Annotated in this window: 23 protein-coding genes; 14 read left to right on the forward strand and 9 right to left on the reverse strand. The window is 64.3% G+C overall.

The genetic code is table 11. The annotated features are described in order from the left end of the window. Window positions 1-10 precede the first annotated feature (10 nt). Window positions 11-697, forward strand: a complete 687-nt coding sequence (locus G559_RS0104345) for a TSCPD domain-containing protein (RefSeq protein WP_028627083.1) — start codon at window positions 11-13, stop codon at window positions 695-697. A gap of 60 nt (window positions 698-757) precedes the next feature. Here G559_RS0104345 and G559_RS0104350 read toward each other — a convergent pair whose 3' ends face one another. Both G559_RS0104350 and G559_RS0104355 read right to left on the reverse strand, forming a co-directional pair. Further along, on the reverse strand, window positions 758-1,708 hold the full coding sequence (locus G559_RS0104350) for a homoserine kinase (RefSeq protein ID WP_028627084.1): 951 nt from the start codon (window positions 1,706-1,708) through the stop codon (window positions 758-760). 31 nt (window positions 1,709-1,739) lie between these two features. Next, window positions 1,740-2,021 carry a DUF2782 domain-containing protein gene (locus G559_RS0104355; RefSeq protein ID WP_028627085.1) on the reverse strand — a complete coding sequence of 94 codons (282 nt, stop codon included), beginning with the start codon at window positions 2,019-2,021 and terminating at the stop codon, window positions 1,740-1,742. A gap of 74 nt (window positions 2,022-2,095) precedes the next feature. On the opposite strand from G559_RS0104355, the gene polA reads away from it, so the two are divergent. Then, on the forward strand, window positions 2,096-4,843 hold the full coding sequence (polA, locus tag G559_RS28420; RefSeq protein ID WP_036996842.1) for a DNA polymerase I: 2,748 nt from the start codon (window positions 2,096-2,098) through the stop codon (window positions 4,841-4,843). A gap of 278 nt (window positions 4,844-5,121) precedes the next feature. On the opposite strand, the gene yihA is transcribed toward polA, so the two are convergent. Beyond that, window positions 5,122-5,763 carry a ribosome biogenesis GTP-binding protein YihA/YsxC gene (gene yihA / locus G559_RS0104370; RefSeq protein WP_028627086.1) on the reverse strand — a complete coding sequence of 214 codons (642 nt, stop codon included), beginning with the start codon at window positions 5,761-5,763 and terminating at the stop codon, window positions 5,122-5,124. Window positions 5,764-5,938: 175 nt separating this feature from the next. Here yihA and G559_RS0104375 point away from each other — a divergent pair, with 175 nt between their 5' ends. The 5 genes from G559_RS0104375 (at window position 5,939) to G559_RS0104395 (ending at window position 10,445) form a co-directional block, all read left to right on the forward strand. Then, entirely contained in the window at window positions 5,939-6,229 is a 291-nt protein-coding gene (locus G559_RS0104375) for a c-type cytochrome (RefSeq protein WP_028627087.1), read from the forward strand. Between the two features lie 51 nt (window positions 6,230-6,280). Further along, window positions 6,281-6,886: a c-type cytochrome gene (locus G559_RS0104380; RefSeq protein ID WP_028627088.1), complete on the forward strand. Its 606-nt coding sequence runs from the start codon at window positions 6,281-6,283 to the stop codon at window positions 6,884-6,886. Window positions 6,887-7,028: 142 nt separating this feature from the next. Next, window positions 7,029-7,661 carry a thiol:disulfide interchange protein DsbA/DsbL gene (locus G559_RS0104385; RefSeq protein ID WP_028627089.1) on the forward strand — a complete coding sequence of 211 codons (633 nt, stop codon included), beginning with the start codon at window positions 7,029-7,031 and terminating at the stop codon, window positions 7,659-7,661. A 16-nt stretch (window positions 7,662-7,677) separates the two neighbouring features. Then, on the forward strand, window positions 7,678-8,556 hold the full coding sequence (locus tag G559_RS0104390; protein WP_028627090.1) for an endonuclease/exonuclease/phosphatase family protein: 879 nt from the start codon (window positions 7,678-7,680) through the stop codon (window positions 8,554-8,556). Then, on the forward strand, window positions 8,553-10,445 hold the full coding sequence (locus G559_RS0104395) for a GGDEF domain-containing protein (protein ID WP_028627091.1): 1,893 nt from the start codon (window positions 8,553-8,555) through the stop codon (window positions 10,443-10,445). Before G559_RS0104390 ends, G559_RS0104395 begins: the two co-directional genes overlap by 4 nt. Window positions 10,446-10,459: 14 nt before the next feature. Here the strand turns inward: G559_RS0104395 and G559_RS0104400 are convergent, their stop codons facing one another. Further along, window positions 10,460-11,878, reverse strand: coding sequence for a DASH family cryptochrome (locus G559_RS0104400; RefSeq protein ID WP_028627092.1), 1,419 nt, complete (start codon window positions 11,876-11,878; stop codon window positions 10,460-10,462). A 258-nt stretch (window positions 11,879-12,136) separates the two neighbouring features. On the opposite strand from G559_RS0104400, the gene G559_RS0104405 reads away from it, so the two are divergent. Then, on the forward strand, window positions 12,137-12,730 hold the full coding sequence (locus tag G559_RS0104405; RefSeq protein WP_028627093.1) for a MarC family protein: 594 nt from the start codon (window positions 12,137-12,139) through the stop codon (window positions 12,728-12,730). Continuing rightward, the gene (locus G559_RS0104410) at window positions 12,727-13,506 is read left to right on the forward strand and encodes an N-acetylmuramoyl-L-alanine amidase (RefSeq protein ID WP_028627094.1); all 780 of its coding nucleotides are present in this window, start codon (window positions 12,727-12,729) and stop codon (window positions 13,504-13,506) included. Before G559_RS0104405 ends, G559_RS0104410 begins: the two co-directional genes overlap by 4 nt. 6 nt (window positions 13,507-13,512) lie before the next feature. On the opposite strand, the gene G559_RS0104415 is transcribed toward G559_RS0104410, so the two are convergent. Together G559_RS0104415 and algB are read right to left on the reverse strand one after the other, a co-directional pair. Next, window positions 13,513-15,288, reverse strand: coding sequence for a KinB sensor domain-containing domain (locus G559_RS0104415; RefSeq protein WP_028627095.1), 1,776 nt, complete (start codon window positions 15,286-15,288; stop codon window positions 13,513-13,515). A 13-nt stretch (window positions 15,289-15,301) separates the two neighbouring features. Next, a complete protein-coding gene (gene algB, locus G559_RS0104420; protein ID WP_028627096.1) occupies window positions 15,302-16,648 on the reverse strand; it encodes a sigma-54-dependent response regulator transcription factor AlgB in 1,347 nt (448 codons plus the stop codon). Between the two features lie 452 nt (window positions 16,649-17,100). Here algB and G559_RS0104425 point away from each other — a divergent pair, with 452 nt between their 5' ends. Genes G559_RS0104425 through G559_RS29725 form a run of 3 tightly spaced genes read left to right on the forward strand, consistent with a single transcriptional unit; the run spans window position 17,101 to window position 17,699 of the window. Then, window positions 17,101-17,337: a hypothetical protein gene (locus tag G559_RS0104425; protein WP_137822096.1), complete on the forward strand. Its 237-nt coding sequence runs from the start codon at window positions 17,101-17,103 to the stop codon at window positions 17,335-17,337. Window positions 17,338-17,359: 22 nt separating this feature from the next. Further along, window positions 17,360-17,509, forward strand: a complete 150-nt coding sequence (locus G559_RS30585; RefSeq protein ID WP_162144799.1) for a hypothetical protein — start codon at window positions 17,360-17,362, stop codon at window positions 17,507-17,509. A gap of 28 nt (window positions 17,510-17,537) precedes the next feature. Then, complete coding sequence (locus tag G559_RS29725) at window positions 17,538-17,699, forward strand: DUF1328 domain-containing protein (protein WP_028627098.1); 162 nt, start codon at window positions 17,538-17,540, stop codon at window positions 17,697-17,699. Window positions 17,700-17,925: 226 nt separating this feature from the next. On the opposite strand, the gene wrbA is transcribed toward G559_RS29725, so the two are convergent. Continuing rightward, window positions 17,926-18,522 carry an NAD(P)H:quinone oxidoreductase gene (gene wrbA / locus G559_RS0104435; RefSeq protein ID WP_028627099.1) on the reverse strand — a complete coding sequence of 199 codons (597 nt, stop codon included), beginning with the start codon at window positions 18,520-18,522 and terminating at the stop codon, window positions 17,926-17,928. 304 nt (window positions 18,523-18,826) lie between these two features. Here wrbA and gltP point away from each other — a divergent pair, with 304 nt between their 5' ends. Both gltP and G559_RS0104445 read left to right on the forward strand, forming a co-directional pair. Then, on the forward strand, window positions 18,827-20,158 hold the full coding sequence (gene gltP / locus G559_RS0104440) for a glutamate/aspartate:proton symporter GltP (RefSeq protein WP_028627100.1): 1,332 nt from the start codon (window positions 18,827-18,829) through the stop codon (window positions 20,156-20,158). Window positions 20,159-20,398: 240 nt separating this feature from the next. Then, the gene (locus tag G559_RS0104445) at window positions 20,399-21,625 is read left to right on the forward strand and encodes a nucleoside recognition domain-containing protein (protein WP_028627101.1); all 1,227 of its coding nucleotides are present in this window, start codon (window positions 20,399-20,401) and stop codon (window positions 21,623-21,625) included. A gap of 33 nt (window positions 21,626-21,658) precedes the next feature. Here G559_RS0104445 and G559_RS0104450 read toward each other — a convergent pair whose 3' ends face one another. Both G559_RS0104450 and G559_RS0104455 read right to left on the reverse strand, forming a co-directional pair. Then, window positions 21,659-22,702 (reverse strand): DUF5924 family protein, encoded by a 1,044-nt coding sequence (locus G559_RS0104450; protein ID WP_028627102.1) that lies wholly within the window; start codon window positions 22,700-22,702, stop codon window positions 21,659-21,661. A 93-nt stretch (window positions 22,703-22,795) separates the two neighbouring features. Beyond that, a complete protein-coding gene (locus G559_RS0104455) occupies window positions 22,796-23,299 on the reverse strand; it encodes a GNAT family N-acetyltransferase (protein WP_028627103.1) in 504 nt (167 codons plus the stop codon). Between the last annotated feature and the right edge of the window lie 125 nt (window positions 23,300-23,424).

The raw sequence follows: 23,424 nt of genomic DNA on the forward strand, positions 1-23,424 counted from the left end.
GGAGGCCGCCATGACCATCAAGATCGAGAAGAAGATCAAGGGCTTCAGCCTGGTGGACCTGGACCAGGAAAAGGCCCGCAAGGCGGCCGAGGAAGCGGCAGCCGTGGTGCAGATGGACGAGACCCTGCAGCGCCCGGAGACCTTGGTCGGCGCCACCTACAAGATCAAGTCGCCGCTGTTCGAGCACGCGCTCTACGTGACCATCAATGACATCGTGCTCAACCCGGGCACCGCCTTCGAGCAGCGCCGGCCCTTCGAGATCTTCATCAACTCCAAGGGGATGGAGCACTTCCAGTGGATAGTCGCACTCACCCGCATCATGTCGGCGGTGTTCCGCAAGGGCGGCGATTGCACCTTCCTGGTGGAAGAACTGAAGGCCGTGTTCGATCCGCGTGGCGGCTACCTCAAGCGTGGAGGCGTCTACATGCCGTCGCTGGTGGCCGAGATCGGTGCCGTGCTGGAGCGCCACCTGGTGGCCATCGGCCTGATGGAAGGCCAGAAGCTGGACGAGGAGCACAAGCTCTACCTCGCCGAAAAGCGTGCCGCCTACGAAGCCAGCCTGGGCACCTCCACCGCCGAGCCGGGCGAGGGTTTCCCGCCCGGCGCCCAACTCTGCGGCAAATGCAGCACGCAGGCGGTGGTGCAGATGGACGGCTGCGCGACCTGCCTCAACTGTGGGCACTCGAAGTGTGGATGAGCCTGGAACCTTGTAGGGGCGAATGAATTCGCCCCTACGAAACGCGGATCCGGCTCGGCGTTAGAGCGCAAACGGCAGCGGTAGCTCGACCTTCTGCCGGTGCGCCAGTCGCATCTGGAACACATTGGGATCGTGGATCAGCACGTCCTGTCCGGCGAAGGTGTTGGCGGCGATCAGGCGGGACAGCCAGAAGCGCACGCAGGCAATGCGCAGTGCGGTCGGCCAGAGTTCGGCTTCGGCGGCGGTGAACGGCCGCAGTGCGGCATAGGCACCGAGCAGGGCGCGGGCGCGGGGGGCGTCGAGGCGACCGTCGGCGTCCGAGCACCAATCGTTCAGGCAGATGGCAAGGTCATAGAGCATGGGACCTGCGCATGCGTTGTAGAAGTCGATAACCCCGGACAGGTGGGTGCCGTCGAACAGCGCGTTGTCCTTGAACAGGTCGGCGTGCAGGTTGGCGCGTGGCAGGGCGAGGAAGCGCTGCTTCACCTCGGCAATTTCCTTCAGCGCATCGCGCAGCAGCGGCAGCGCGTGCTCGTCCAGTTGCAATGCCAGCGACGGGCCTTCATTGAGCATCCAGTCCAGTCCGCGATCGCTCTTGCGCTCCAGCACCCGCTCGCGGGTGGCCAGGTGCAGGCGCGCCAACAGGCTGCCGACTTCCGCGCAGTGATGGGCATTGGGCTGGTGCACATGCTTACCCGGTAGGCGCGGTTGCAACAACGCCGGCTTGCCTGCCAGCTCACGCAGGGCTTCACCGCTTTCGGTACGCAGGGCGAAGGGTACCGGCAGGTTCGCGTCGTGAAGCACGTCGAGCAGTTCGATGAAGAACGGCAGGTCGTGGCTCGGCCCGCGCTCAACCAGCGTGAGCACGTATTCACCCTGTTCCAGGCTGACGAAGAAGTTGCTGTTCTCGGAGCCTTCGGCAATGCCCTGGAAGTCCTTCAGCCGACCCAGCCCGTAAGGGGCGAGGAAAGCTTCCAGTTCCGGACGTTCGAGCGGAGTGAATACGGACATTGGACTACCTTGTTACGGGGTTGCGTGTGCGCTACCAGCTGAAGATTTCCCACGCGGGGATAAGCATGTCGGGGTTGTCCGAGCGGACGAAGTTGCTTTCGCCATCGGCACGAACCAGGAAGTACGGCTTGCCGCCCTTCGGAGTCACCTTGATGGCGTAGAGGAAACCGTTGACGCGGTATTCCTGGATGGTCTTGTCGCCTTCCTGGCGGATGGTGACGTCCGGTTCCCCGGATGGCTCGTCGGCGGCGTACGAGGCGACTGGAGCGACGGCCAGCAGGCCGGCCAGCAAAAGGCGGTTCAGTGCGCGCATGGTAACCTTGTCCCTTCTCGTCAATGATCGGTCCATTCTACTTCGGGTCCGGTGAATAAAGGTTGATTTCACGCATGAGCCAAGCTCCCCTCGTCCTGGTGGACGGATCCTCCTATCTGTACCGCGCCTTCCATGCCCTGCCGCCGCTGACCACCTCCGCCGGCTTGCCCACGGGTGCGGTCAAAGGTGTGCTGAACATGCTCAAGAGCCTGCGTCGGCAGTATCCGGACAGCCCCTTCGCGGTGGTCTTCGACGCCAAGGGCGGCACCTTCCGCGATGAGATGTTCGCCGAGTACAAGGCCAATCGTCCCTCGATGCCGGACGAGCTGCGGGTGCAGGTTGAGCCGCTGCACGCCAGCGTCCGCGCCCTCGGCCTGCCGCTGCTCTGCGTGGAAGGCGTGGAAGCCGACGACGTGATCGGCACCCTGGCCCGGCAGAGCGCCGCGGGCGGCCGCCCGGTGGTGATCTCCACCGGTGACAAGGACATGGCGCAACTGGTCGACGGGCACATTACGCTGGTCAATACCATGACCGGTAGCACGCTGGACGTGGATGGCGTGAAGGAGAAATTCGGTGTCGGTCCTGAACTCATCATCGATTACCTGGCGCTGATGGGCGACAAGGTCGACAACATTCCGGGCGTGCCCGGCGTCGGCGAGAAGACCGCCCTCGGCCTGCTCACTGGTGTGGGCGGGGGGCTCGACGTGCTCTACGCCAGCCTGGACAAGGTGCCCGCCTTGCCGATTCGTGGCGCCAAGGGCCTGCCGGCCAAGCTCGAAGAGCACAAGGACATGGCCTACCTGTCCTACAAGCTGGCCACCATCAAGTGCGACGTAGAATTGAACGTCGAAATCGACTCCCTGCACCCCGGCGAGCCGGACCGCGAATCCCTCGCCGAGCTCTATCGCATCCTGGAATTCAAGACCTGGCTGGATGATCTGCAACGCCAGGCCAAGTCCAGTGGCGAGCAGCTCGCGCTGGAAGAAGCGCCGGTGGCCGAGGCCGAGAAGCGCTACGAGATCGTGCTGGAGCAAGCGCAGTTCGACGCCTGGATGAAGAAGCTTGAAGCCGCGCCGCTCTTTGCTTTCGACACCGAGACCACCAGCATCGACGCCCAGCAGGCGCAGGTAGTAGGTGTGTCCTTCGCCGTCGAGGCAGGGGAAGCCGCCTATGTTCCGCTCGCCCACAGCTACATGGGCGTGCCGGCGCAGCTGGACCGCGACGCCGTTCTCAAGGCCCTCAAGCCGCTGCTGGAAGACCCGGGCAAGGCCAAGGTCGGCCAGCACGCCAAGTACGACATGAACGTCCTGGCCAATGCCTCAACGCCCGTCACCGTGCAGGGCATCGCCTTCGATACCATGCTCGAGTCCTACGTGCTGGACGCTACGGCCACCCGCCACGATATGGACAGCCTGGCCCTCAAGTACCTGGGCCACAGCACCATCCGCTTCGAGGACATCGCGGGCAAGGGCGCCAAGCAGCTGACCTTCGACCAGATCGCCCTCGAACAGGCAGGCCCTTATGCGGCCGAGGATGCTGACGTCACCCTGCGCCTGCACCAGACGCTCTGGCAGAAGCTGGAAGCCATCCCGTCCCTGGCCAAGGTGCTGAAGGAGATCGAGATGCCGCTGGTGCCGGTGCTTGCGCGCATCGAGCGCAATGGCGCCTATGTCGACGGCAAGCTGTTGGGCCAGCAGAGCCTGGAACTGGGTGAAAAGATGGTGGCGTTGGAACGCCAGGCCTATGACCTGGCCGGGCAGGAATTCAATCTCGGTTCGCCCAAGCAACTCGGTGCCATTCTCTACGAGAAACTCGGTCTGCCGGTGCTGGCCAAGACCGCGACCGGCCAACCGTCCACCGCCGAGAACGTGCTTGCGGACCTCGCCGAGCAGGATTACGAACTGCCCAAAGTGATCATGCAGTACCGCTCCCTGAGCAAGCTCAAGAGCACCTACACCGACAGGCTGCCGGAGCAGATCAACCCGCGCACGGGGCGCATCCACACGTCCTACCATCAGGCGGTAGCAGCCACCGGGCGGTTGTCGTCGACCGACCCGAACCTGCAGAACATCCCGATCCGCACCGCCGAGGGGCGTCGCATCCGCCAGGCCTTCGTCGCGCCCAAGGGCTACAAGCTGCTGGCGGCGGACTACTCGCAGATCGAGCTGCGCATCATGGCTCACCTGGCCAAGGATGAAGGCCTGCTGGATGCTTTCCGCCACGATCGCGACGTTCACCGCGCCACCGCCTCCGAGGTCTTCGGCGTGCCGCTGGACGAAGTCAGCAACAACCAGCGTCGCAGTGCCAAGGCGATCAACTTTGGCCTGATCTACGGCATGAGCGCCTTCGGCCTGGCCAAGCAGATCGGCGTCGACCGCAAAGAGGCCCAGGCCTACATCGATCGCTATTTCGCCCGCTACCCCGGCGTGCTGGCCTATATGGAACGCACCCGTGAGCAGGCCGCGCAGCAGGGCTTCGTCGAGACCCTGTTCGGTCGTCGCCTGTATCTGCCGGAAATCCACTCGAAGAACCAGGCCATGCGCAAAGGTGCCGAGCGCACTGCGATCAACGCACCGATGCAAGGCACCGCGGCGGACATCATGAAACGCGCCATGGTCGCTGTGGACGACTGGCTTCAGGAAAGCGGTCTGGATGCCCGCGTCATCCTCCAGGTCCACGACGAACTGGTGCTGGAAGTGCGGGAGGACCTGGTGGCGCAGGTGAGCGAACGGATTCGTCCGCTCATGAGCGGTGCCGCCGAGCTGGACGTGCCGCTGGTCGTGGAAGTGGGCGTGGGTGACAACTGGGACGAGGCGCACTGAGTGCGTCCTCGGGGCGAGCATCTGTCTCAGGTATGAAACAGATGCTTAGTTCCTGATCGAATAAACATGATTATTTTCATAGCAAACTGTTTTGATAATCAGTCTGAACTTTCTGCGAGACGGGGGAGTCACACAACTGAATGGCTGGTGAAGCCTTTCGATGCTCCTTTTGCTGTGTTTAGTGTTGGCAGATATCTGAACCCCGCCCTAGCGGTTCAGACTTAAACCCCGAACTTCCCCCTCCCCATACGAAGTCCGGGGTTTTTTTTGCCTGCGATTCAGGCTTCGGCCTCGCCTTCTTCCAGGTCCAGCTGCAGCCAGTGCGCGAGCACGGCATGGGCTTCTTCGATGCCCTGGCGCTTGGGCGCCGAGAAGAGCTGGATGGACACACCGTCGCCCCAACCCTTGCGGATTTCCTGACGCACCTTGAGCAGCGCGTTCTTCGCCGCACCGAAGGCCAGCTTGTCGGCTTTGGTCAGGAGGATGTGCATCGGCATGTTGCCGGCGCTGGACCAGTCCAGCATGAGGCGGTCGAAGTCCGTCAGCGGGTGACGGATGTCCATCAGCAGGATCAGGCCGGCGAGGCTTTCGCGGCTGCTGAGATAGGCCTCCAGGTGATGCTGCCAGTGCTGCTTGAGGGGAATCGGCACCTTCGCATAACCGTAGCCCGGCAGGTCCACCAGGCGACGGTCTTCGTCCAGGGAGAAGAAGTTCAGCAGCTGGGTGCGTCCCGGTGTTTTCGAGGTGCGCGCCAGGCTGGCGTGGGTCAGGGTGTTCAGCGCACTCGATTTGCCGGCGTTGGAACGGCCCGCAAAAGCCACTTCCAGGCCGTTATCCGGCGGGCACTGGTCGACCTTGGCGGCACTGATGAGAAAGCGGGCCTGTTGGCACAGACCGAGGATGGGGTTCTTCAATGACATGGGGAATCCAAGGGGTGCGACGCGGTGTCGCAGAGGGCGGTTTCGTTTCCGTTTATGCATCGCCAGTATATAATGCCGCGGATTTAGTGTGCGCTTTATCCCCCAGGGTCTGGTGTCCACGGCAGCGACCGACGCACGACAGAATGCGCGGCAATGCCCTCCGATGAGGTTGATCATGAAGAAAATACTGCTCGTCGCTAGCCTTGCGGCGCTGTCCTTCGCCGCGCAAGCAGCTCAGGATCCGGAAGCGGTTTTCAACCGGGCCTGCGCCGCCTGTCATAGTGGTCAGCTGCCGATGGCGCCGAAGAAAGGCGACAAGGCTGCCTGGGAACCGCGCATGGCCAAGGGCATGGACACTCTGGTGCAGAGCGTCACCAATGGTTTGAACGCCATGCCGCCGAAAGGCCTGTGCATGGATTGCAGTGCCGAGGACTACAAGGCCGTCATCCAGTGGATGAGCCAATAAAGTAGCCCGGCGCATAACACCTTTACCCTTTAGCCGTAGTTGGATTAGCTGATGAACAAAGTAATCGTGAGTCTGCTGTTGACCCTTGGCATCACCGGCATGGCCCACGCCGCTGGTGACGCCAAGGCTGGCCAGGCCAAAGCCGCTGTCTGCGGTGCCTGCCATGGCCCGGATGGCAACAGTGCCGCCCCGAACTTCCCGAAACTGGCTGGCCAGGGCGAGCGCTACCTGATCAAGCAGATGAAGGACATCAAGGCCGGTAACCGCACCGTGCTGGAAATGACCGGTCTGCTGAACAACCTCAGCGATCAGGATCTGGCTGACATCGCCGCCTACTTCGCCAGCCAGAAAGGCAGCGTTGGCGCCGCCGATCCGAAAGTGGTCGCTCGTGGCGAAGCGCTGTTCCGCGGCGGCAAGCTCGAACAGGGCATGCCCGCCTGCACCGGCTGCCACGCTCCTGACGGCTCCGGCAACGCGGCCGCCGGCTTCCCGCATCTGGGTGGCCAGCATGCCCAGTACGTGGCCAAGCAGCTGACCGATTTCCGCGAAGGCAACCGCACCAACGATGGCGACAGCATGATCATGCGCGGCATCGCGGCCAAGCTCAGCAACAAGGACATCGAGGCGGTGTCCAGCTACATCCAGGGCCTACACTAAAGGTCGATGTCTGGAACCGGAAAGAGGGTGGCTTAGGCCACCCTTTTTCGTTCCCAGGACCGTTACAATGGCCGGAACCCGCCGCATTGCCGCAGGTCGAATCATCGCCCCTGCGGTCCCATTACCCCTCAAGGAGTGAAGCATGCGTAACCTGATCCTTTCCGCCGTTCTTGCCGGTGCCAGCCTGCTGGGCATGAGCGCCGTCCAGGCTGACGACATCGAGGCCGGCAAGCAGTATGTCGAGCTGAGCAGCCCGGTTCCGGTATCCGTTCCGGGCAAGATCGAAGTGGTGGAGCTGTTCTGGTACGGCTGCCCGCACTGCTACCAGTTCGAACCGACGCTCAACCCCTGGGCCGAGAAGCTGCCGGAAGACGTCAACTTCGTTCGTATTCCTGCCATGTTCGGCGGCCTTTGGAACGTCCACGGCCAGCTGTTCATCGCCCTCGAAAGCATGAAGGTCGAACATCAGGTGCACAAAGCCGTGTTCGAAGCCATCCACAAGGAGGGCAAGAAATTGGCCACCCCGGATGAAATGGCCGAGTTCCTCGCCGCTCAAGGTGTGGACAAGGACGCCTTCCTCAAGGCTTACAACTCCTTTGGCGTGAAGAGCCAGATGGAAAAGGCCAAGAAGCTGGCCATGGCCTACCAGATCACTGGCGTGCCGACCCTGGTGGTCAACGGCAAGTACCGTTTCGACATCAGCTCCTCGGGTGGTCCGGAGCAGACCCTCAAGGTCGCCGAACACCTGATCGAGAAGGAGCGCGCCGCGAAGTAAGCGGCGCATTCGCCCGATGCTCAGACGCTGGGTGGGTGAACGGGCGGCGAGCTCGTGCGATGCACGGGTGAACCCCCATAGTGACAAAGGCAAGCTGCCTGCTGATGGCCGCTTGCGTTTGCTCAGTTTCAACATCCAGGTCGGTATCAGCACCGAGCGATACCATCACTACCTGACCCGTGGCTGGCAGCACCTGCTGCCGCACAACGGGCGCGCGGGGAACCTCCAGCGCATCGGCGCCCTGCTCGGCGACTACGACCTGGTCGCCCTGCAGGAGGCTGACGGAGGCAGCATCCGCTCCGGTTACATCAACCAGGTCGAGCACCTCGCCCAGCTTGGCGACTTCCCCTACTGGTACCAGCAGCTCAACCGCAATCTCGGGCGCATCGCCCAGCACAGCAATGGCCTGCTCAGTCGCCTGCAACCCAACCTGCTGGAAGACCACCCGCTGCCGGGGCCGCCCGGCCGTGGCGCGATCCTGATGCGCTTCGGCAAGGGGCGCGATGCGCTCGCCGTGGTGATGATGCACCTGTCCCTCGGCGCCCGAACCCGCACCCGCCAACTGGCCTACATCCGCGAGCTGGTGAGCGGATACCGCCACCTGGTGCTGATGGGCGACATGAACACCCACGCCAACGACCTGCTGGAGTTCTCGCCCCTACGCGACCTCGGCCTCCTGGCCCCGCAGGTCGAAGCGACCTTCCCCAGCTGGCGCCCGCAACGCTGCCTCGACCACATCCTGCTCAGCCCCAGCCTGACCCTGGAGCGAGTGGCAGTACTCAGCCAGCCGATCTCCGACCACCTGCCGGTGGCGGTGGACATACGCCTGCCCGACGAACTGCGGGCCGATCTGCCTCTTACCCTCAGCGAACCCAAGCGCGGAATCCCTGCATGAGCGACGACGCCCAGCGTTGGAAAGCCAAATACCTGGAAAACCTCGAGCAGCAGGAGAAGATCGAGAAGCGCTGGGACGCCCGCCTCGACTTGCTGCGTCGCGGCCTGGTGCGCAGTTCCCTGGCGGCCGAGGGTTCCGACAAGGCGGTCGACCTGTGCATGCAAGAGCTGCGCGAAATTATCCGTAGCGATCAGATGGACGCCGGCCTCTCGGCCCTGATCCCGCGACTGGAAAAGGCCGTGCTGGACTCCGAGCAGCGCCGTCAGCAGCGAATCGAACAGAACGTCAGCGCCCTCACTGGCATTGCCGACCGCATGCTTGCACTCGACTTGCCGCGGGAGGTGCGCAAGAGCCTCAAGCAGTTCGCGAAAAGGATCGACGAACGCGCGCGCCATTCGCGCGAAATGCCGGCACTGCTGGCTGAGCTGGGCGTACTCCAGGGCCAGGCCCTGCAGGCGTTGTCCAGCGACCACGCGACAGTCGTCAAGCCGGGGCTGCTGCAGCGCCTGTTCGGCAGCGGTCGGGACGAGATGCCGGCCGAAGCCACCCCGGTACCCGCCACGCCGTCCGTGGTACCCCGCGAAGCCGAACTTACAGCCGCGCGCGATGACACCCCGCCGGCTCCCCCGCCGCAGTCGCCTGCTCCTGTCGAAGCCTTACCGCCGCGGGTGGCCCCGGCTGCTCCTGTACGGAGCAGCGCACTGGACAGCCTGCCATTGGCCGCCGCCATCCTCACCGGTGAAGGCGACCCCGAATATGCCTTGCCCGCCCCGCCGGAGCCGGGATACAGCGCCATTGCCCCTCATGTAGCCGACAGCCTGCGCTCACTGCTCGACGAGCTGGACCTGCCCGAGCATCACCAGCCCCAGGCCGTGGCGCTGCGCCAGCGTCTGGAAGGCGGTCTCAACTGGTACGAGCTGGTACCGGTGCTGGACGACCTCGGCGTGCTGGTGCTGGCCGTAACCGACAGCGGTCATCGTGAGTTCGCCGGCTACCTCAAGCAGCTCAATCAGCGCCTGGTGCTGTTCCTCGAACACCTCAGCGCGGCCCAGGAAGGCTATGCCGAGTCGTTGGGCAATGCCCGCGCCCTGGACGACCAGCTGCGCGAGCAGGTCAGCGGCCTGCAGGCCAGCGTGCAAGACGCCACCGACCTTGACCACCTGAAACAGAGCCTGGAGCAGCGCCTGGACGGTCTGCTCGACACCATGAACCGCTACCAGCAACAGCGCACGACCCGCGAGCACGAAGTGGGTGAACGTCTGCAGGCGCTGATGACGCGGGTGGCGACCATGGAAGCAGAGGCCAAGACCTTCCACGACAACCTCGAAGTACAACGCCAGAAGGCCCTGCAAGACCCCCTCACCGGCCTGCCCAACCGTGCAGCCTGGAACGAGCGTCTGGAAATCGAACTGGCCCGGCAGCAGCGCTATGGCGGTGACCTGTTGCTGGCGGTAATCGACATCGATCACTTCAAACGGATCAATGACGGCTTCGGCCATCTGGCTGGCGACAAGGTATTGAAGATCATTGCCGGCGAACTCAGCCGGCGCCTGCGCAAGACCGACTTCATCGCCCGCTTCGGCGGTGAAGAGTTCGTCCTGCTGTTGCCCTCGACGCCCATGGAAGGTGGCCAGCAATTGCTCGACAACCTGCGCCTGGCCATCGAGGTCTGTCCTTTTCACTTCAAGGGCGAGCGGGTGTCCATCACCCTTTCCGCCGGTCTCACTGCACTGTTCGCGGGTGAGCCCAGCGACGCCGCATTCCAGCGCGCCGACCAGGCGCTCTACCGCGCCAAGCGTCAGGGTCGCAACCGCATCGAACTGGCGCTCGTACAGCCGTCAGCCGGGCGCAACGAACCCGATCCGCAAGGGCTGCCGGAACCAGGCTGAACGGGTTCGGGTACTCAGGCAGCGCTCGAGAGATAGGGCTTCCAGTTATCCGGAATATGCTCCAGACGTGGGTAGTCCAGCCCGGCGAACTGCGGCTCGCTGAGCATGAAGGGCGTGTGCCGATGCTCTACCGGCAAGCCACGCAACTCCGGAAGCCAGAGGCTGACGTAGGTGGCATCCGGGTCATGCTGGCGGGCCTGGCGCAGGGCGTTGAAGGCCCGTGCGCGACGCGGATCGCTGGCCACTCCGGCGAGGTAGGCCCAGTTTCCCCAGTTGCTCGCCGGGTCGTAGTCCAGCAGGTGTTCTTCGAACCAGGCCGCGCCGTAGCGCCAGTCCTGCTGCAAATCGTTGACCAGGTAAGCGGCCACCACTTGACGACCACGGCTCGACATCCAGCCGGTCATCACCAGCTCACGCAAGTTGGCGTCCACCAGTGGCATGCCCGTACGTCCGTTGCACCAGTGCAGATAGCGCTCATCGAGATTGGCCGGCGCCCGTGCGGTGGCCTTCAGGCCGTCTGCGCGGAACAGGGCGCTACCGTAACGCAACAGTGTCCAGCGGAAGAACTCGCGCCAGAGCAGTTCCATCCACAGCTGCTGGGTCGACTCGTTGCGGCCGCGTTGCGCCTCCAGCCGATGCAGCTCGGCAGCCACCCGGCGCGGTGACAGGGAGCCGTTGGCCAGCCAGGGGGACAGCTTGGAGGAATACTCGCTGCCGATCATGCCGTTGCGGGAGTCCTGGTTCCGTTGCACGCTCTGGGTTTCCCAGAGGTAGTCGCGCAGTCTTGCCAGGGCCGCGGGTTCGCCGCCGGAAAACGGGAAGGCGGTAGTCGGTACTCCCTGGGGCTCGCCCAGGCCCAGCCGCGACAAGGTCGGCAAGGGCGCCATCAGGCTTGCAGCGCCGCTGGGCAGTGGCGGCAGGTGAGTCGGCGCCGGGCGCGGCTGGAAGACGTGCAGGCGCTCCTCCATCAGGTCGCGGAAATGGTTGAAGACCGACGGCAGTTCGTTCAGCGGCCGGGGTAGCTCCTCTTCGCGCAGCAGGTTGTTTCCCGGCAGCTCGATGAGCGGTACGCCCAGAGCATGGCGCACTCGGCGCATTTCATTGCGCTCGTAGGGCGCGATTTCATCCAGGGTCAGCACTTCGTCCAGACCCAGGTGATCCACCAGCGTGGGAATCACAAGATCGGCGCGGCCGTTCACCACCAGCAACCGCGAACCGTGCTGGCGCAGGCCCGAATCCAGGGCCGCCAGGCTTTCCAGCAGAAAGCGCGCGCGGTGCACGCCGAGCCGTCGTGGGCCGAAGGGTGAGGGGCGAAGCAAGGCAGGGTCCAGGACGTACACGGGCAACAGGCGGTCAGCCTGGAGCGCCGCTTGTAGCGCCGGGTGGTCGTCGAGTCTGAGATCCTGCTTCAACCAGAGTAGCGCGCGGCGCATGGCAGTCTTCCTCGGCTGGAGTGCCCCTTACTTACAACATTACCTGCAGCCGGAAAAGCCATGGCGCCGTTCATCCCGGCCGGTTGGCCCCATGTCCGATTACATGCTGGCCTCGCGCTATAATCCGCGCCCCCATTTTCCCTTCGGCGTGCCTGGGGAAGATTTCGCAACAGGTTCGCCGCGCGGTGCGCGCGCCTGCGCGCAGACGCCGGCGCCTCCGGCCATTACACTTCTGCCCATTGGTAAAGGGGAGCCCCCATGGACATCCTAGGCATTGCCGTCCTGATCTTTCTGGTCACCGACCCGTTCGGCAACATCGCCATCTTCATTGCCGCCCTCAAAGGCGTAGCCCCCGAACGACGTCTGCGCATAGCACTGCGGGAGTTGTTGTTCGCACTGGCGCTGCTCCTCTTGTTCCTCACCTTCGGCGACAAGATCCTCAGCGGCCTCGGCCTTTCCCGCGAATCCATCGCCATCGCGGGCGGCATCATCCTGTTCATCATTGCCCTGCGCCTGATCTTCCCGCGCCCGGAGGGCGTGCTCGGCGATCTCCCTGGCGGCGAGCCCATGCTGGTGCCCCTGGCCACCCCGGCGGTGGCCGGCCCTTCGGCTCTCGCCGTCCTGATGACCCTGCGCAACACCCACGAGGGGGCGCTCTGGGAACTCTACGTCGCGGTGCTGCTGGCCTGGGCCTGCACCGCTGTGATACTGCTGCAGGCCGCCTTCCTGCAGCGCTTCCTCGGCGACCGCGGCCTGATGGCCGTCGAGCGCCTGACCGGCATGCTGCTGATCATGCTCAGCGTCGACATGTTGCTCGATAACCTGCAAAGCGTCCTGCACCTGAACCCATGAAGACCTTCGTTCTAAGTCTTGTCCTGCTCCTGCTCGGTGGTTGCGCCGGCGGCCTGCGCATCGATGACAGCCACCGCTCTGTAAGCCAGAGCAGTCGCGTGCAGTACGTGGTACTGCACTACACCTCCACCAACATGGAGAACTCCCTGCGCCTGCTGACCCGCGACGGTGTCAGCAGCCATTACCTGATCGGCGATCAGCCGGCCAGGATCTATCGCCTGGTGGATGAGAGCCGCCGCGCCTGGCACGCCGGGGAGAGCGAATGGCAGGGCCGAACCTGGCTGAACGCCAGTACCCTCGGGATTGAACTGGTCAACGACGGTTACCGCGATACCCCTGCCGGACGGGTCTACCAACCCTATAGTGAAGAGCAGATCGAGGCCCTCATCCTGCTGCTCAAGGACATCGTCCAGCGCCACAACCTGCCACTGGGCAGCATCATCGGGCACAGCGACATCGCGCCCCAGCGCAAGGTCGACCCGGGTCCGCTGTTCCCGTGGAAGCGCCTCGCCGACGCCGGCCTGGTGCCCTGGCCTGACGCGCGCGCAGTAGCCCGCGAGCAGGCGCGCTTCGCCGTTGCCCTGCCCACCGTCGGCTGGTTCCAGCAGCAACTCGCCCGCCAGGGCTACACCACCCCGCAGACCGGCGTGCTGGACAAGGAAACCCGCAACGTCATCGCCGCGTTCCAGATGAAGTACCGCCAGCGTCTCTACGACGGCCAGCCCGACGCCGAAACCGCAGCCCTGCTGCTGGTGCTCAACAGAATGCCGCTGTAGGGGCGCCTACACCGGCAACGTCATATAGAACTGTGCGCCCTGCCCCGGTCGTGAGTAGAGACCGATACGGCCGCCATGCAGTTGCACGATCTCCTTGCACAGGGCCAGACCGAGGCCGGCGCCACCCTTGCGGTGGCCGACCTGCACGAAGGGCTCGAAGATCCGCGCCTGCTGGCTGTAAGGCACGCCCTCGCCGTCGTCCGCCACGCTCAACAGCACCCGTTCGCCGTGGCGACGGGCCTGCAGACGAATGTGCCCGCCTTCCGAACTGTGGCGCATGGCATTACCCACCAGGTTGTCCAGCACGCGTTCGATCTGCAGGCGGTCCAGCTTTACCCGTGGCAGCGGTGGGTGCAGTTCCAGCTCGATCTCGATGCCGCGCTCGTCGGCATGGGCGCTGTAGCGCTGGCGCAGGGTGGCGAGCAGCTCCTCCAGGTCGCAGGGCTCACGCTCCAGGGCCTGCACACCGCTCTGGTAACGGGAGAAATCCAGCAGGTCGTTGATCAGCCGCACCAGTCGCTGCATCTCTTCGTCTACCGTCCTCTGCAGGTCGGCCTCGCGACTTTCCGAATCGAAGCGCAGGCGCTCATTGAGCAGCCCGAAGGCCATCTGCATGCCGGTCACCGGCGTGCGCAGTTCGTGGGAGGCACGCAGCACAAACTCGTTGCGTACCCGTTCGAAGGCGCGCTCTTCGGTGACGTCGCGCAACACCATCACCCCGCCCAGCAGGCGCCCCTCGTCCAGCAGCACTGGCGTCAGCCGCCAACTGAGCAGACGTTGCTCACCATCGGCTTCGATCACCAGGTCTTCAGGCTCGTCCTCCAGGGGTTCTCCGCGCAAGACGCGTTGCGCCAACTCGTCCAGATCCGGTCGGCCGAGGGCCTGCGACAGCGGCTGGCCGAGCGGCGCTTCCGCCCAGGACAGCTGCCGCTGGGCCACCGGATTGGCGTGCTGGATGCGCCCCTGGCGATCGACGATCAGCAGGCCGTCGTCAATGCTGTCGAGCACCGCTTTCAAACGCTGCTGTTCAGCCAGCAGTTTCTCGATATTGGTTTCCTTGAGCTGGCGCAGGGCCTCGGCCATCAGGCCGAAGCGGCGGACCAGCGCCGCCACCTCGTTTACCGGCGAAAGCGGCAGGGTGACCCGGAAGTCCCCGCGTCCTATCTGGTCGGCCGCCTTGGCCAGTGCGTCGATGGGCGCACCGAAGCGCCGGGCGATTCCCTGGGCGGTGACGAAACCGATCAGCAGCACCGCCACCCCGAGCAGTCCGAGCAGGCTGGCGATCAGCAAGGCGCGGTCGCGCGCCGCACCTTCCGCATCTCCCACGACCGACAGCGAATGGCGCTGCAGTTCCACCATGCTGGTGCGCAGGATGTCCAGCGCGTGGCTGAAATCATCGTCGTCCAGCAGGCTCCAGCGTAGGCTGGCGGGCTGGCGCATCACATCGAGGAACACCTGGTAGGACGCGGCGATCCGCTGGAAGTGCTCGCGGGTCTGCGCATCCGTCGTCGAACTCAGGCCCTCTTCCAGCGCGGCGAGAAACTTCTGCTGCGAGGCTTGCAGGGCCGGCGAATCGAGGTCCTTGCCCATCAGATTGACCATCTGGTCGCCCAGGTGCTGGCGCATGCGCAGGCTGATATCGATGGTGGAGAAGGCCTGATTGATCAGGCGTTCCTGGGAACCGGCCATTTGCATCACGCTGACCAGCCCCAGCAAGACGCCCACCAGGGCCACGGTGATCAGCGCGGAGATGCTCAGGAACAGCCTGGTACGCAGTCGCATGGTGGCGGCCCGTTCAGAGGCCGTAGAGCTTGCGCTTGCGGTACAGGGTCGAGGCATCGATGCCGAGTGTGCGGGCGGCCTGGTCAAGGGTCTCGCAGTTGGCCAGGACACCGGCGATATGTGCGCGCTCCAGTTCTTCCAGGCTCAGCGGGCCGCCTACCCGTGGTGCGTTGGCGATGGGGGAGTCGCCCAGGCCCAGGTGGCTGACTTCCACCTGTTCCTGGTTGCAGATGATGCTGGCGCGTTCGACCACATTGCGCAGTTCGCGCACGTTGCCCGGCCAGCGATAACCCAGCATCGCCGCCAGCGCTTCTTCGCTGAAGGCGCGTGCGGGGCGTCCGTACTCGTTGACGAAGCGAGCCAGGAAACGTTCGGCAAGGTCGAGGGTGTCCTCGTGGCGCTCCCGCAATGGCGGCAAGCGCAGGGCGATCACGTTGATGCGGTAGAGCAGGTCCTCACGGAAGCGGCCATCGCGGGACATCTCGTCCAGGTCGAGATTGGTCGCGGCGAGGATGCGCACATCGGCGCGGCGCGTCACCGGGTCGCCTACCCGCTCGTACTCCTTGTCCTGGATGAAGCGCAGCAGCTTGGGCTGCAGGCTCAGCGGGAAGTCGCCGATCTCGTCGAGGAACAGGGTGCCGCCGTCGGCCTGGTTGACCCGGCCCAGGGTGCTTTCGCTGGCGCCGGTGAAGGCGCCGCGGTTGTGGCCGAACAGCTCGCTCTCCATCAGGTCCGCCGATAGCGAGGGGCAGTTGATGGTGACAAAGGACTTCTTCGCCCGTTTGCTCCAGCCGTGGATGGCGCGTGCCAGTTCGCCCTTGCCGGTGCCGGACTCGCCAAGGATGAGGATGTTGGCGTCGGTAGCGGCCACCTGCCGGGCGGTGTCCAGCACCGTCATCATCGCCGGACTCTGCGAATCCAGGCCGTCGCCGACCCGGCGCATCTCGCCCTCCAGGGCTTCCAGGCGCGCGGTGAGTTGGCGCACTTCCAATTGCTTTGCCGCAGCCATGCGCAACTGATCCGGACTGCAGGGCTTGACCAGGTAATCAGCGGCTCCGGCCTGCATCGCGTCCACCGCGGTATCCACCGCTGAGTGCGCGGTGACGATCACCACGCGCATCCAGGGGGCCTGTACGCGCATCTGCGCCAGCACATCCAGGCCGTTGTCTTCACCCAGGCGCAGGTCGAGGAAGCACAGATCGAACACTTGTCGCTGCAGGAGCGCTTCGACCTGCGCCGCGCTACCCGCAGTGGCGACGCTGTAGCCCTCGTCCTCGAGGCAGTAGCGGAAGGTACGCAGGATGGCGGCTTCGTCATCCACCAGCAGGATTCGTCCCTGGTTCTCGGTTACCTGTTCCATGCTCTCACTCCATTTCCGAGTCATAGAAAGTTAGTCCAAGAAATATCGTGCAAGTTGCACGCGCTTTTCCTACAGCTCTTGCAGCATGCAAGTGTAGGAAGTCCTGGCTTAAAGGCTAACCATTTGATCTATATGGATATTTGCCAATCGGAAGGACTGGCACAGGCCTTGCCATAGTCCCTGTACCTGAATGTGCATGGGTCTTTTTTACCTCTTGTGACCCCTGCGCACCCCAGGAGCACTCCGCCTGGAACAGGGAGGTTCCGGGCCTTTTGAAAGCGTGCAATTTGCCCGATGAGCAGGTCCTGATCGTGCAAAGTGCCGTCAGGCCAGGCTGGAGCGCTGGCGTAACCAATTGAATTGTCGATGCTTCTTTAATGGCCACGAGTGGCATGGGCCATGCAGCTGAGAAGTCTCGAGGTCGAAAATCCGTCCCAAGGGAGGATTCGAGGATGAACGGTTTCCCATGGTGCTCATCCAAGTGGCTCATGGCCCTGCTGATCGCACTCGTGGTACTCGGCACGCTTGCCGAACACCACTTGCGCGATCGCGTCCAGCCCAGGCCATTGCAGATTCCCGCAGCGGAGCCAAGCAGCTCGACGGCACCGGTTCGCGCCGACGGCCCGCTGCACGAGGTGAGCTCGCGCATCCAGGCCGATATCGGCATCCAGCCGCGCTGGGTTTTCTGAATCTCTTGGGAGGCGTTTCGTCATGTGGAATCTCCTCGTCGCCCTGAGCCTCTCGCTGTGCCGCTTCGTCTATTCGCGCAGCGCTTTCCACAGAATCGCAACACCTGCCGACCCGACACCCTGTGTCGTGCCGGCGGTCCTTGCGCAGTCGCGCCAACGGCCGCTGCGCTGACAACACCAAAAGCAGAAGGAGAAAGGCCATGTTGAGCTGGGCACTTACTTTCCTGGTCATTGCCATCGTTGCCGCCGTGCTGGGGTTTGGCGGCATCGCCGGGACCGCCGCGGGCATCGCGAAGATTCTTTTCATTATCTTCCTGGTGCTGTTCATCGTGTCCTTCATCATGGGGCGCCGATCCGGCTGACGAGGTTCGAACGCTTCAGGGATCAATGCCCGGTAACGGGCTGATGGACCAGGGGGCCGGGTTGTTCCGCGTCATCAGGAGCGGCGTGACCCAGGGGCAGACGGGGTGCCTCCGCAGCCATGCGGGCCGGGTCAGGCAAGCTGCTGCCGGGAGCTGGAAATGCTCCAGCTCCCGGTGGGCAGCGGAAAAATACTGCCTCAGTATTGAATGCTTCGTTCGCCTCCCTTCACGTCATCCTGCTCACCATAGTCGCCACGTGTGCGCCCTGGAATTTCGCCAGGGCCAGCTCCTTGGCGCTTGGCGTGCGCGAACCGTCGGCGCCGGCCACGGTGGCCGCGCCATAGGGTGAGCCGCCGCGCAATTCGCTGATATCGCCGAGTTCCGGCGCCGAGTAAGGGAGGCCGGCGATCAGCATTCCGTGGTGCGCCAGGGTGTTCCAGAACGAGGTGATGGTGGTTTCCGAGCCACCGCCGGTGCCGGTGGAGGTGAAGACGCTGCCGACCTTGCCGATCAGCGCCCCCTTCACCCAGAGTCCGCCGGTCTGGTCGAGGAAGTTGCGCATCTGTGCAGTCATGTTGCCGAAGCGGGTCGGCGTGCCGAACAGAATGGCGTCGTAGTCAGCCAGTTCCTGCGGACTGGCGACGGGTGCGGCCTGGTCCAGCTTGGCGCCGGCTTTGCGGGCCACGTCCTCAGGCATGGTTTCCGGCACCCGTTTCAGGGTCACTTCCACGCCCGGCACGCTGCGCGCACCTTCGGCGACCGATTCCGCCATGCGTTCGATATGACCGTACATCGAGTAATACAGCACCAGGACCTTCTTCATCGCCGCTCTCCATTCAGCCACAGATTGGCGGCCCGATCGGGCCGGCCCCAGTCAGCCTAGATGGCGTGCATGCACTTTGCCGCCGCAGTCCTAGGAAAAGGCCTATACCGAAGTCGCCATACGGATAGCGCTGGAACCAACGTCCCATTCATGTGGGCTCATGCCGACTCGGCATGGGGTAGACGGTTACGGCATTAGACGATCGTTAGCACCCTATGAATCATGGCGCCCCTTTGCGGTTCGGCCGGCCATCCCGGACGAAGCCGTGCTCCCTACTTCCACAAGAAATCAGAGGGTGACGACTATGACCAAGGCCAGACTGAGCCTCGCATGGCAGATTCTCATCGGGCTGGTGCTGGGTATCGCCATTGGCGCCCTGCTCAACCACTTCAGTGCCGAGAAGGCCTGGTGGATCGCCAACGTCCTGCAACCGGCTGGTGACATCTTCATCCGCCTGATCAAGATGATCGTCATCCCGATCGTCATCGCCTCGCTCATTGTCGGCATTGCCGGTGTCGGCGATGCCAAGAAGCTTGGCCGTATCGGCCTGAAGACCATCCTCTACTTCGAAATCATCACCACGGTGGCAATCGTGGTCGGCCTGCTGCTGGCCAACTTCTTCCAGCCCGGCACCGGCATCGACATGAGCACGCTGGGTACCGTGGATATCTCCAAGTACCAGCAGACCGCCCAGGAAGTGCAGCATGACCACGCGCTGATCTCGACCCTGCTGAACCTGATCCCGTCCAACATCTTCGCCGCCGTGGCCCGTGGCGAGATGCTGCCGATCATCTTCTTCTCGGTGATGTTCGGCCTTGGCCTGTCCAGCCTGCCGACGGAAACGCGCGAGCCCCTGGTCAGGGTGTTCCAGGGCGTGTCCGAGACCATGTTCAAGGTCACCCACATGATCATGGCCTACGCCCCCATTGGCGTGTTCGCGCTGATCGCCGTGACCGTGGCCAACTTCGGCTTCGCCTCCCTGCTGCCGCTGGCCAAGCTGGTGGTGCTGGTCTACTTCGCCATCGCCTTCTTCGCCTTCATGGTCCTCGGCCTGGTGGCTCGCCTGTTCGGTTTCTCCATCATCAAGCTGATGCGCATCTTCAAGGACGAGCTGGTGCTGGCCTACTCCACCGCCAGCTCGGAAACCGTACTGCCGCGCATCATCGAGAAGATGGAAGCCTACGGCGCGCCGCGCGCCATCAGCAGCTTCGTGGTACCCACCGGCTACTCCTTCAACCTCGATGGCTCGACCCTCTACCAGAGCATCGCCGCCATCTTCATCGCCCAGCTCTACGGCATTGACCTGTCCATCAGCCAGCAACTGCTGCTGGTGCTGACCCTGATGGTCACCTCCAAGGGCATCGCCGGCGTGCCGGGCGTCTCCTTCGTGGTGCTGCTGGCTACCCTGGGCAGCGTCGGTATTCCGCTGGAAGGCCTGGCCTTCATCGCTGGCGTCGACCGCATCATGGACATGGCCCGCACCGCCCTGAATGTGATCGGCAATGCCCTGGCGGTGCTGGTGATCGCCAAGTGGGAGGGCATGTACGACGCCGAGAAGGGCGAGCGCTACCTGGCTTCCCTGCCGAGCGTTCGCAACGGCAACGCGCAGCGCCAAGGCGATGCGGTGATCGACTGAGCCTTCATCTGATCGACGGAAAGCCCCGACCTGGTCGGGGCTTTTTGTTAGCCGGCGTTCGCTGCTGTGATGGGGCAGCCTTTCGGCCTGGCTGGCGAACCTGTCCGCATTCGCTGGCAAGCCAGCTCCTACAAGGGGACTCCGGACCCTCCAACACGTTACGCAGACATCGCCAATGAATTCGCCGCGGTACAGGCTGCCCCGCTAGAATCCGCCTCATTGATTTCGGGGGGACTGCAAATGCTCAACGGCCTGTGGCTGGGGTTTTTCCTGGTGGCGGCAGTGGCCGCGCTGGGGCGCTGGATCGGGGGTGACCCGGGTGTCTGGGCGGCGATGGTGGAAAGCCTGTTCGCCATGGCCAAGCTCTCGGTCGAAGTGATGATCCTGCTGTTCGGCACCCTGACCCTGTGGATGGGCTTCCTGCGCATCGCCGAGAAGGCCGGCCTGGTGGAGTGGCTCGGGCGCATTCTCGCGCCGCTGTTCCACCGCCTGATGCCTGAAGTACCCAAGGGACACCCCGCCCTCGGCCTGATCACCCTGAACTTCGCCGCCAATGGCCTGGGGCTGGACAACGCCGCCACGCCCATCGGTCTCAAGGCGATGCGTGCCTTGCAGGATCTCAACCCCAGTCCGACCACGGCGAGCAACGCGCAGATTCTCTTTCTGGTGCTCAACGCCTCGTCCCTGACCCTGCTGCCGGTGTCGATCTTCATGTACCGCGCACAGCAAGGCGCCGAGGACCCGACCCTGGTGTTCCTGCCCATCCTCCTCGCCACCAGCGCGTCCACCCTGGTGGGGCTGCTTTCGGTGGCCCTGGTGCAACGCCTGCGGCTGTGGGACCCGGTGGTGCTGGCTTACCTGGTGCCCGGAGCGCTGTTGCTGGGCGGCTTCATGGCGTTACTCGCCGGTCTTTCCGCCACGGCCCTGGCGGCGTTGTCTTCCTTGCTCGGCAACCTCACCTTGTTCGGCATCATCCTGATCTTCCTCCTGGTGGGCGCGCTGAAGCGCGTGCCGGTCTACGAGTCCTTCGTGGAGGGTGCCAAGGAAGGCTTCGATGTAGCGAAGAACCTCCTGCCCTATCTCGTGGCCATGCTCTGCGCGATTGGCGTGATGCGTGCCTCTGGCGCGCTGGACTTCGGCCTGGACGGCATTCGCGCGATGGTCGAGTGGTTCGGCTGGGACACCCGCTTCGTCGAGGCCCTGCCCACCGCCCTGGTCAAACCGTTCTCCGGCAGCGCGGCCCGCGCCATGCTGATCGAGACCATGCAGAGCCAGGGCGTCGACAGCTTCCCGGCGCTGGTGGCGGCCACGGTGCAAGGCAGCACGGAAACCACCTTCTACGTGCTGGCGGTCTACTTCGGTTCGGTGGGTATCCAGCGTGTGCGCCACGCCGTGGGCTGCGCCCTGGCCGCGGAACTGGCCGGCGTGCTGGCGGCCATCGGCGTCTGCTACTGGTTCTTCGGCTGATCCTTCGGGGCTGTGAGACGTTCGGCCGAGTAATCAGTGGGGCTTGGGCGGCAGCTCGGACGGGGTCACCCGGAAGCGCAAGGTGCCGATCATCTGACCCGCCTCGGTCAGCACCTGCACCTGCCAGCGGCCCACGGGATTTCCGGGGAAGTTCTGCTTGTGGGTCCAGGCGCGGTAGCCCGCTTCGCGGCCGCCATGGATATCCAGGGCGATGCGGTCCACTTCGCGGCCGTTGAAGCGCCACACGTGATAGATGCGCTCGTTCAGCCCGCGCGGCGCATTGATTGCGGTATAGGCGTAGAGCCCTTTGCTACGCAGCTCGGCGGCGCTGACTTCGTTGATGCCATCACCCGGAGTGCGCTTGTGGTTGTCCAGATCCGGGGTGACCGCCACTTCGGTGAGCCAGAGGGTCGCCGGCGGTACCCAGCTTCGCGTCACCCAGCCCAGCCCACCCAGGGCCAGCGTCAGGCCTACCAGCCCCAGGCCGCGCCACCAGCTCTGCACGCGGATGACACCGAACAGACTGACGAAGGACAGCGCCACGGCAATGCCCAGCGCCCAGCGGTAGCTCTGGGCGGTGGTCTGCTGGAGGATCAGCGGCAACGCCGCCAGCAGCACGGCGAACAGCGTGAGCGTGTGATAGGCGAGGAACAACCAGCGGCGCGGCGCCAGGTGGCGGTTGTAGATCGGGTCGGTGATCGAGCAAAGCGCTGCCGCCCCCAGCAGGCCGGTGAACAGGGCCTGGCCGCTGTTCCAACTGGTGGTGATGGCAAAGAACGGCAGTACGAAGAACAGGCTTTCCTGGTGGATCAATTGGGTCAGGAAACGCATCAGTGGCGGCGGCAACTCGATGCCGAAGAGCCGTTCGACGCCGCGTCGGAAGAGGTTCTCCAGCATCAGCCAGATCCAGCTGACCAGCAGCAGGATGGCGATCACCTTGGCCACCCGCGCGCCCCGATCGACCAGGAAGAAGCTCGCCATGCCCGAGCAGAAGCCATAGAGGGCGATCAGCCGTGGGTGACGCTGCAACAGCTCGATCAGCTTGAGCACATGGGGTTTGAAGGCGGGCAGCAGCATCGGTCGCGACAGGGCTGGGGGCGGAGGCGCGCAGGATACTGCCCGCCGCCAGCCCTGAGAAGGCGCGCGGCGACCGGCCTGACGGCCTGCGGCTCAGACCAGGCGCAGGCGCATCTTCTGCGGTTGGTCGGGGCGGCCGTTGGGTAGGGTCACGGGCGGCAGGTCTTCCACCCAGAGGAAATCGAAGCGCTCGTAGAGGCGGATGGCCGGGAGGTTGGACTTCAGCACTGTCAGGTCGACCCGCGGCATGCCCAGTTGCAGGCACTGCTCCAGCGCCGCTTCCATCAGCAAGCCTCCCAGGCCTTGGCCGCGATGGGCCTTGAGTACCTGCATGCCGAGCAAGCCGAAGTCCTCGCCCGAGTCGTCCCCTTGCTGGCAGAAACTGGCCGGGAAAATCTCGATGGAGCCCACCAGCTCGCCTTCCGAATCGGCGACGAACTGCGGCAGGTTCAACGGCAGCGCGCGCAGTAGCATGGCGCGCATAGGCTCGATCGGCGGCGCTTCGGCGCGCAGGAGAAACTCGCCTTCGGCGCTGACGTCGGCGAACAGCCGGTGCAAGGCTTCGATATCGCTGATGCGCAGTTTCCTGATCGACATGGACGTCCTGCTCCGGGGCGAATGCTGGCACTCTGGCCCAGTGTGCGTGGCCTGGCAACCGGCCGGTGCCTGTCGCGATTGGCCACTCGGCCTGGCGATGTCGGCCACTGCCGGCGCGAGGGTTG

This window comes from Metapseudomonas resinovorans DSM 21078, from assembly GCF_000423545.1.
GTDB lineage: Bacteria > Pseudomonadota > Gammaproteobacteria > Pseudomonadales > Pseudomonadaceae > Metapseudomonas > Metapseudomonas resinovorans.

Excerpts from the sequence above, each read along its gene's own strand:
- G559_RS0104450 (WP_028627102.1), bottom strand. The coding sequence starts at position 22,702 with ATGCTGCTGCCCGCCTTCAAACCCCATGTGCTCAAGCTGATCGAGCTG.
- G559_RS0104390 (WP_028627090.1), top strand. The coding sequence starts at position 7,678 with ATGCTCAGACGCTGGGTGGGTGAACGGGCGGCGAGCTCGTGCGATGCA.
- G559_RS0104410 (WP_028627094.1), top strand. The coding sequence starts at position 12,727 with ATGAAGACCTTCGTTCTAAGTCTTGTCCTGCTCCTGCTCGGTGGTTGC.
- G559_RS0104425 (WP_137822096.1), top strand. The coding sequence starts at position 17,101 with ATGAACGGTTTCCCATGGTGCTCATCCAAGTGGCTCATGGCCCTGCTG.
- algB (WP_028627096.1), bottom strand. The coding sequence starts at position 16,648 with ATGGAACAGGTAACCGAGAACCAGGGACGAATCCTGCTGGTGGATGAC.
- G559_RS0104405 (WP_028627093.1), top strand. The coding sequence starts at position 12,137 with ATGGACATCCTAGGCATTGCCGTCCTGATCTTTCTGGTCACCGACCCG.
- wrbA (WP_028627099.1), bottom strand. The coding sequence starts at position 18,522 with ATGAAGAAGGTCCTGGTGCTGTATTACTCGATGTACGGTCATATCGAA.
- G559_RS0104395 (WP_028627091.1), top strand. The coding sequence starts at position 8,553 with ATGAGCGACGACGCCCAGCGTTGGAAAGCCAAATACCTGGAAAACCTC.
- G559_RS0104385 (WP_028627089.1), top strand. The coding sequence starts at position 7,029 with ATGCGTAACCTGATCCTTTCCGCCGTTCTTGCCGGTGCCAGCCTGCTG.
- G559_RS0104355 (WP_028627085.1), bottom strand. The coding sequence starts at position 2,021 with ATGCGCGCACTGAACCGCCTTTTGCTGGCCGGCCTGCTGGCCGTCGCT.
- G559_RS30585 (WP_162144799.1), top strand. The coding sequence starts at position 17,360 with ATGTGGAATCTCCTCGTCGCCCTGAGCCTCTCGCTGTGCCGCTTCGTC.
- yihA (WP_028627086.1), bottom strand. The coding sequence starts at position 5,763 with ATGTCATTGAAGAACCCCATCCTCGGTCTGTGCCAACAGGCCCGCTTT.
- gltP (WP_028627100.1), top strand. The coding sequence starts at position 18,827 with ATGACCAAGGCCAGACTGAGCCTCGCATGGCAGATTCTCATCGGGCTG.
- G559_RS0104445 (WP_028627101.1), top strand. The coding sequence starts at position 20,399 with ATGCTCAACGGCCTGTGGCTGGGGTTTTTCCTGGTGGCGGCAGTGGCC.
- G559_RS0104350 (WP_028627084.1), bottom strand. The coding sequence starts at position 1,708 with ATGTCCGTATTCACTCCGCTCGAACGTCCGGAACTGGAAGCTTTCCTC.
- G559_RS0104415 (WP_028627095.1), bottom strand. The coding sequence starts at position 15,288 with ATGCGACTGCGTACCAGGCTGTTCCTGAGCATCTCCGCGCTGATCACC.
- G559_RS0104380 (WP_028627088.1), top strand. The coding sequence starts at position 6,281 with ATGAACAAAGTAATCGTGAGTCTGCTGTTGACCCTTGGCATCACCGGC.
- G559_RS0104400 (WP_028627092.1), bottom strand. The coding sequence starts at position 11,878 with ATGCGCCGCGCGCTACTCTGGTTGAAGCAGGATCTCAGACTCGACGAC.
- G559_RS0104375 (WP_028627087.1), top strand. The coding sequence starts at position 5,939 with ATGAAGAAAATACTGCTCGTCGCTAGCCTTGCGGCGCTGTCCTTCGCC.
- G559_RS0104345 (WP_028627083.1), top strand. The coding sequence starts at position 11 with ATGACCATCAAGATCGAGAAGAAGATCAAGGGCTTCAGCCTGGTGGAC.
- polA (WP_036996842.1), top strand. The coding sequence starts at position 2,096 with ATGAGCCAAGCTCCCCTCGTCCTGGTGGACGGATCCTCCTATCTGTAC.
- G559_RS0104455 (WP_028627103.1), bottom strand. The coding sequence starts at position 23,299 with ATGTCGATCAGGAAACTGCGCATCAGCGATATCGAAGCCTTGCACCGG.
- G559_RS29725 (WP_028627098.1), top strand. The coding sequence starts at position 17,538 with ATGTTGAGCTGGGCACTTACTTTCCTGGTCATTGCCATCGTTGCCGCC.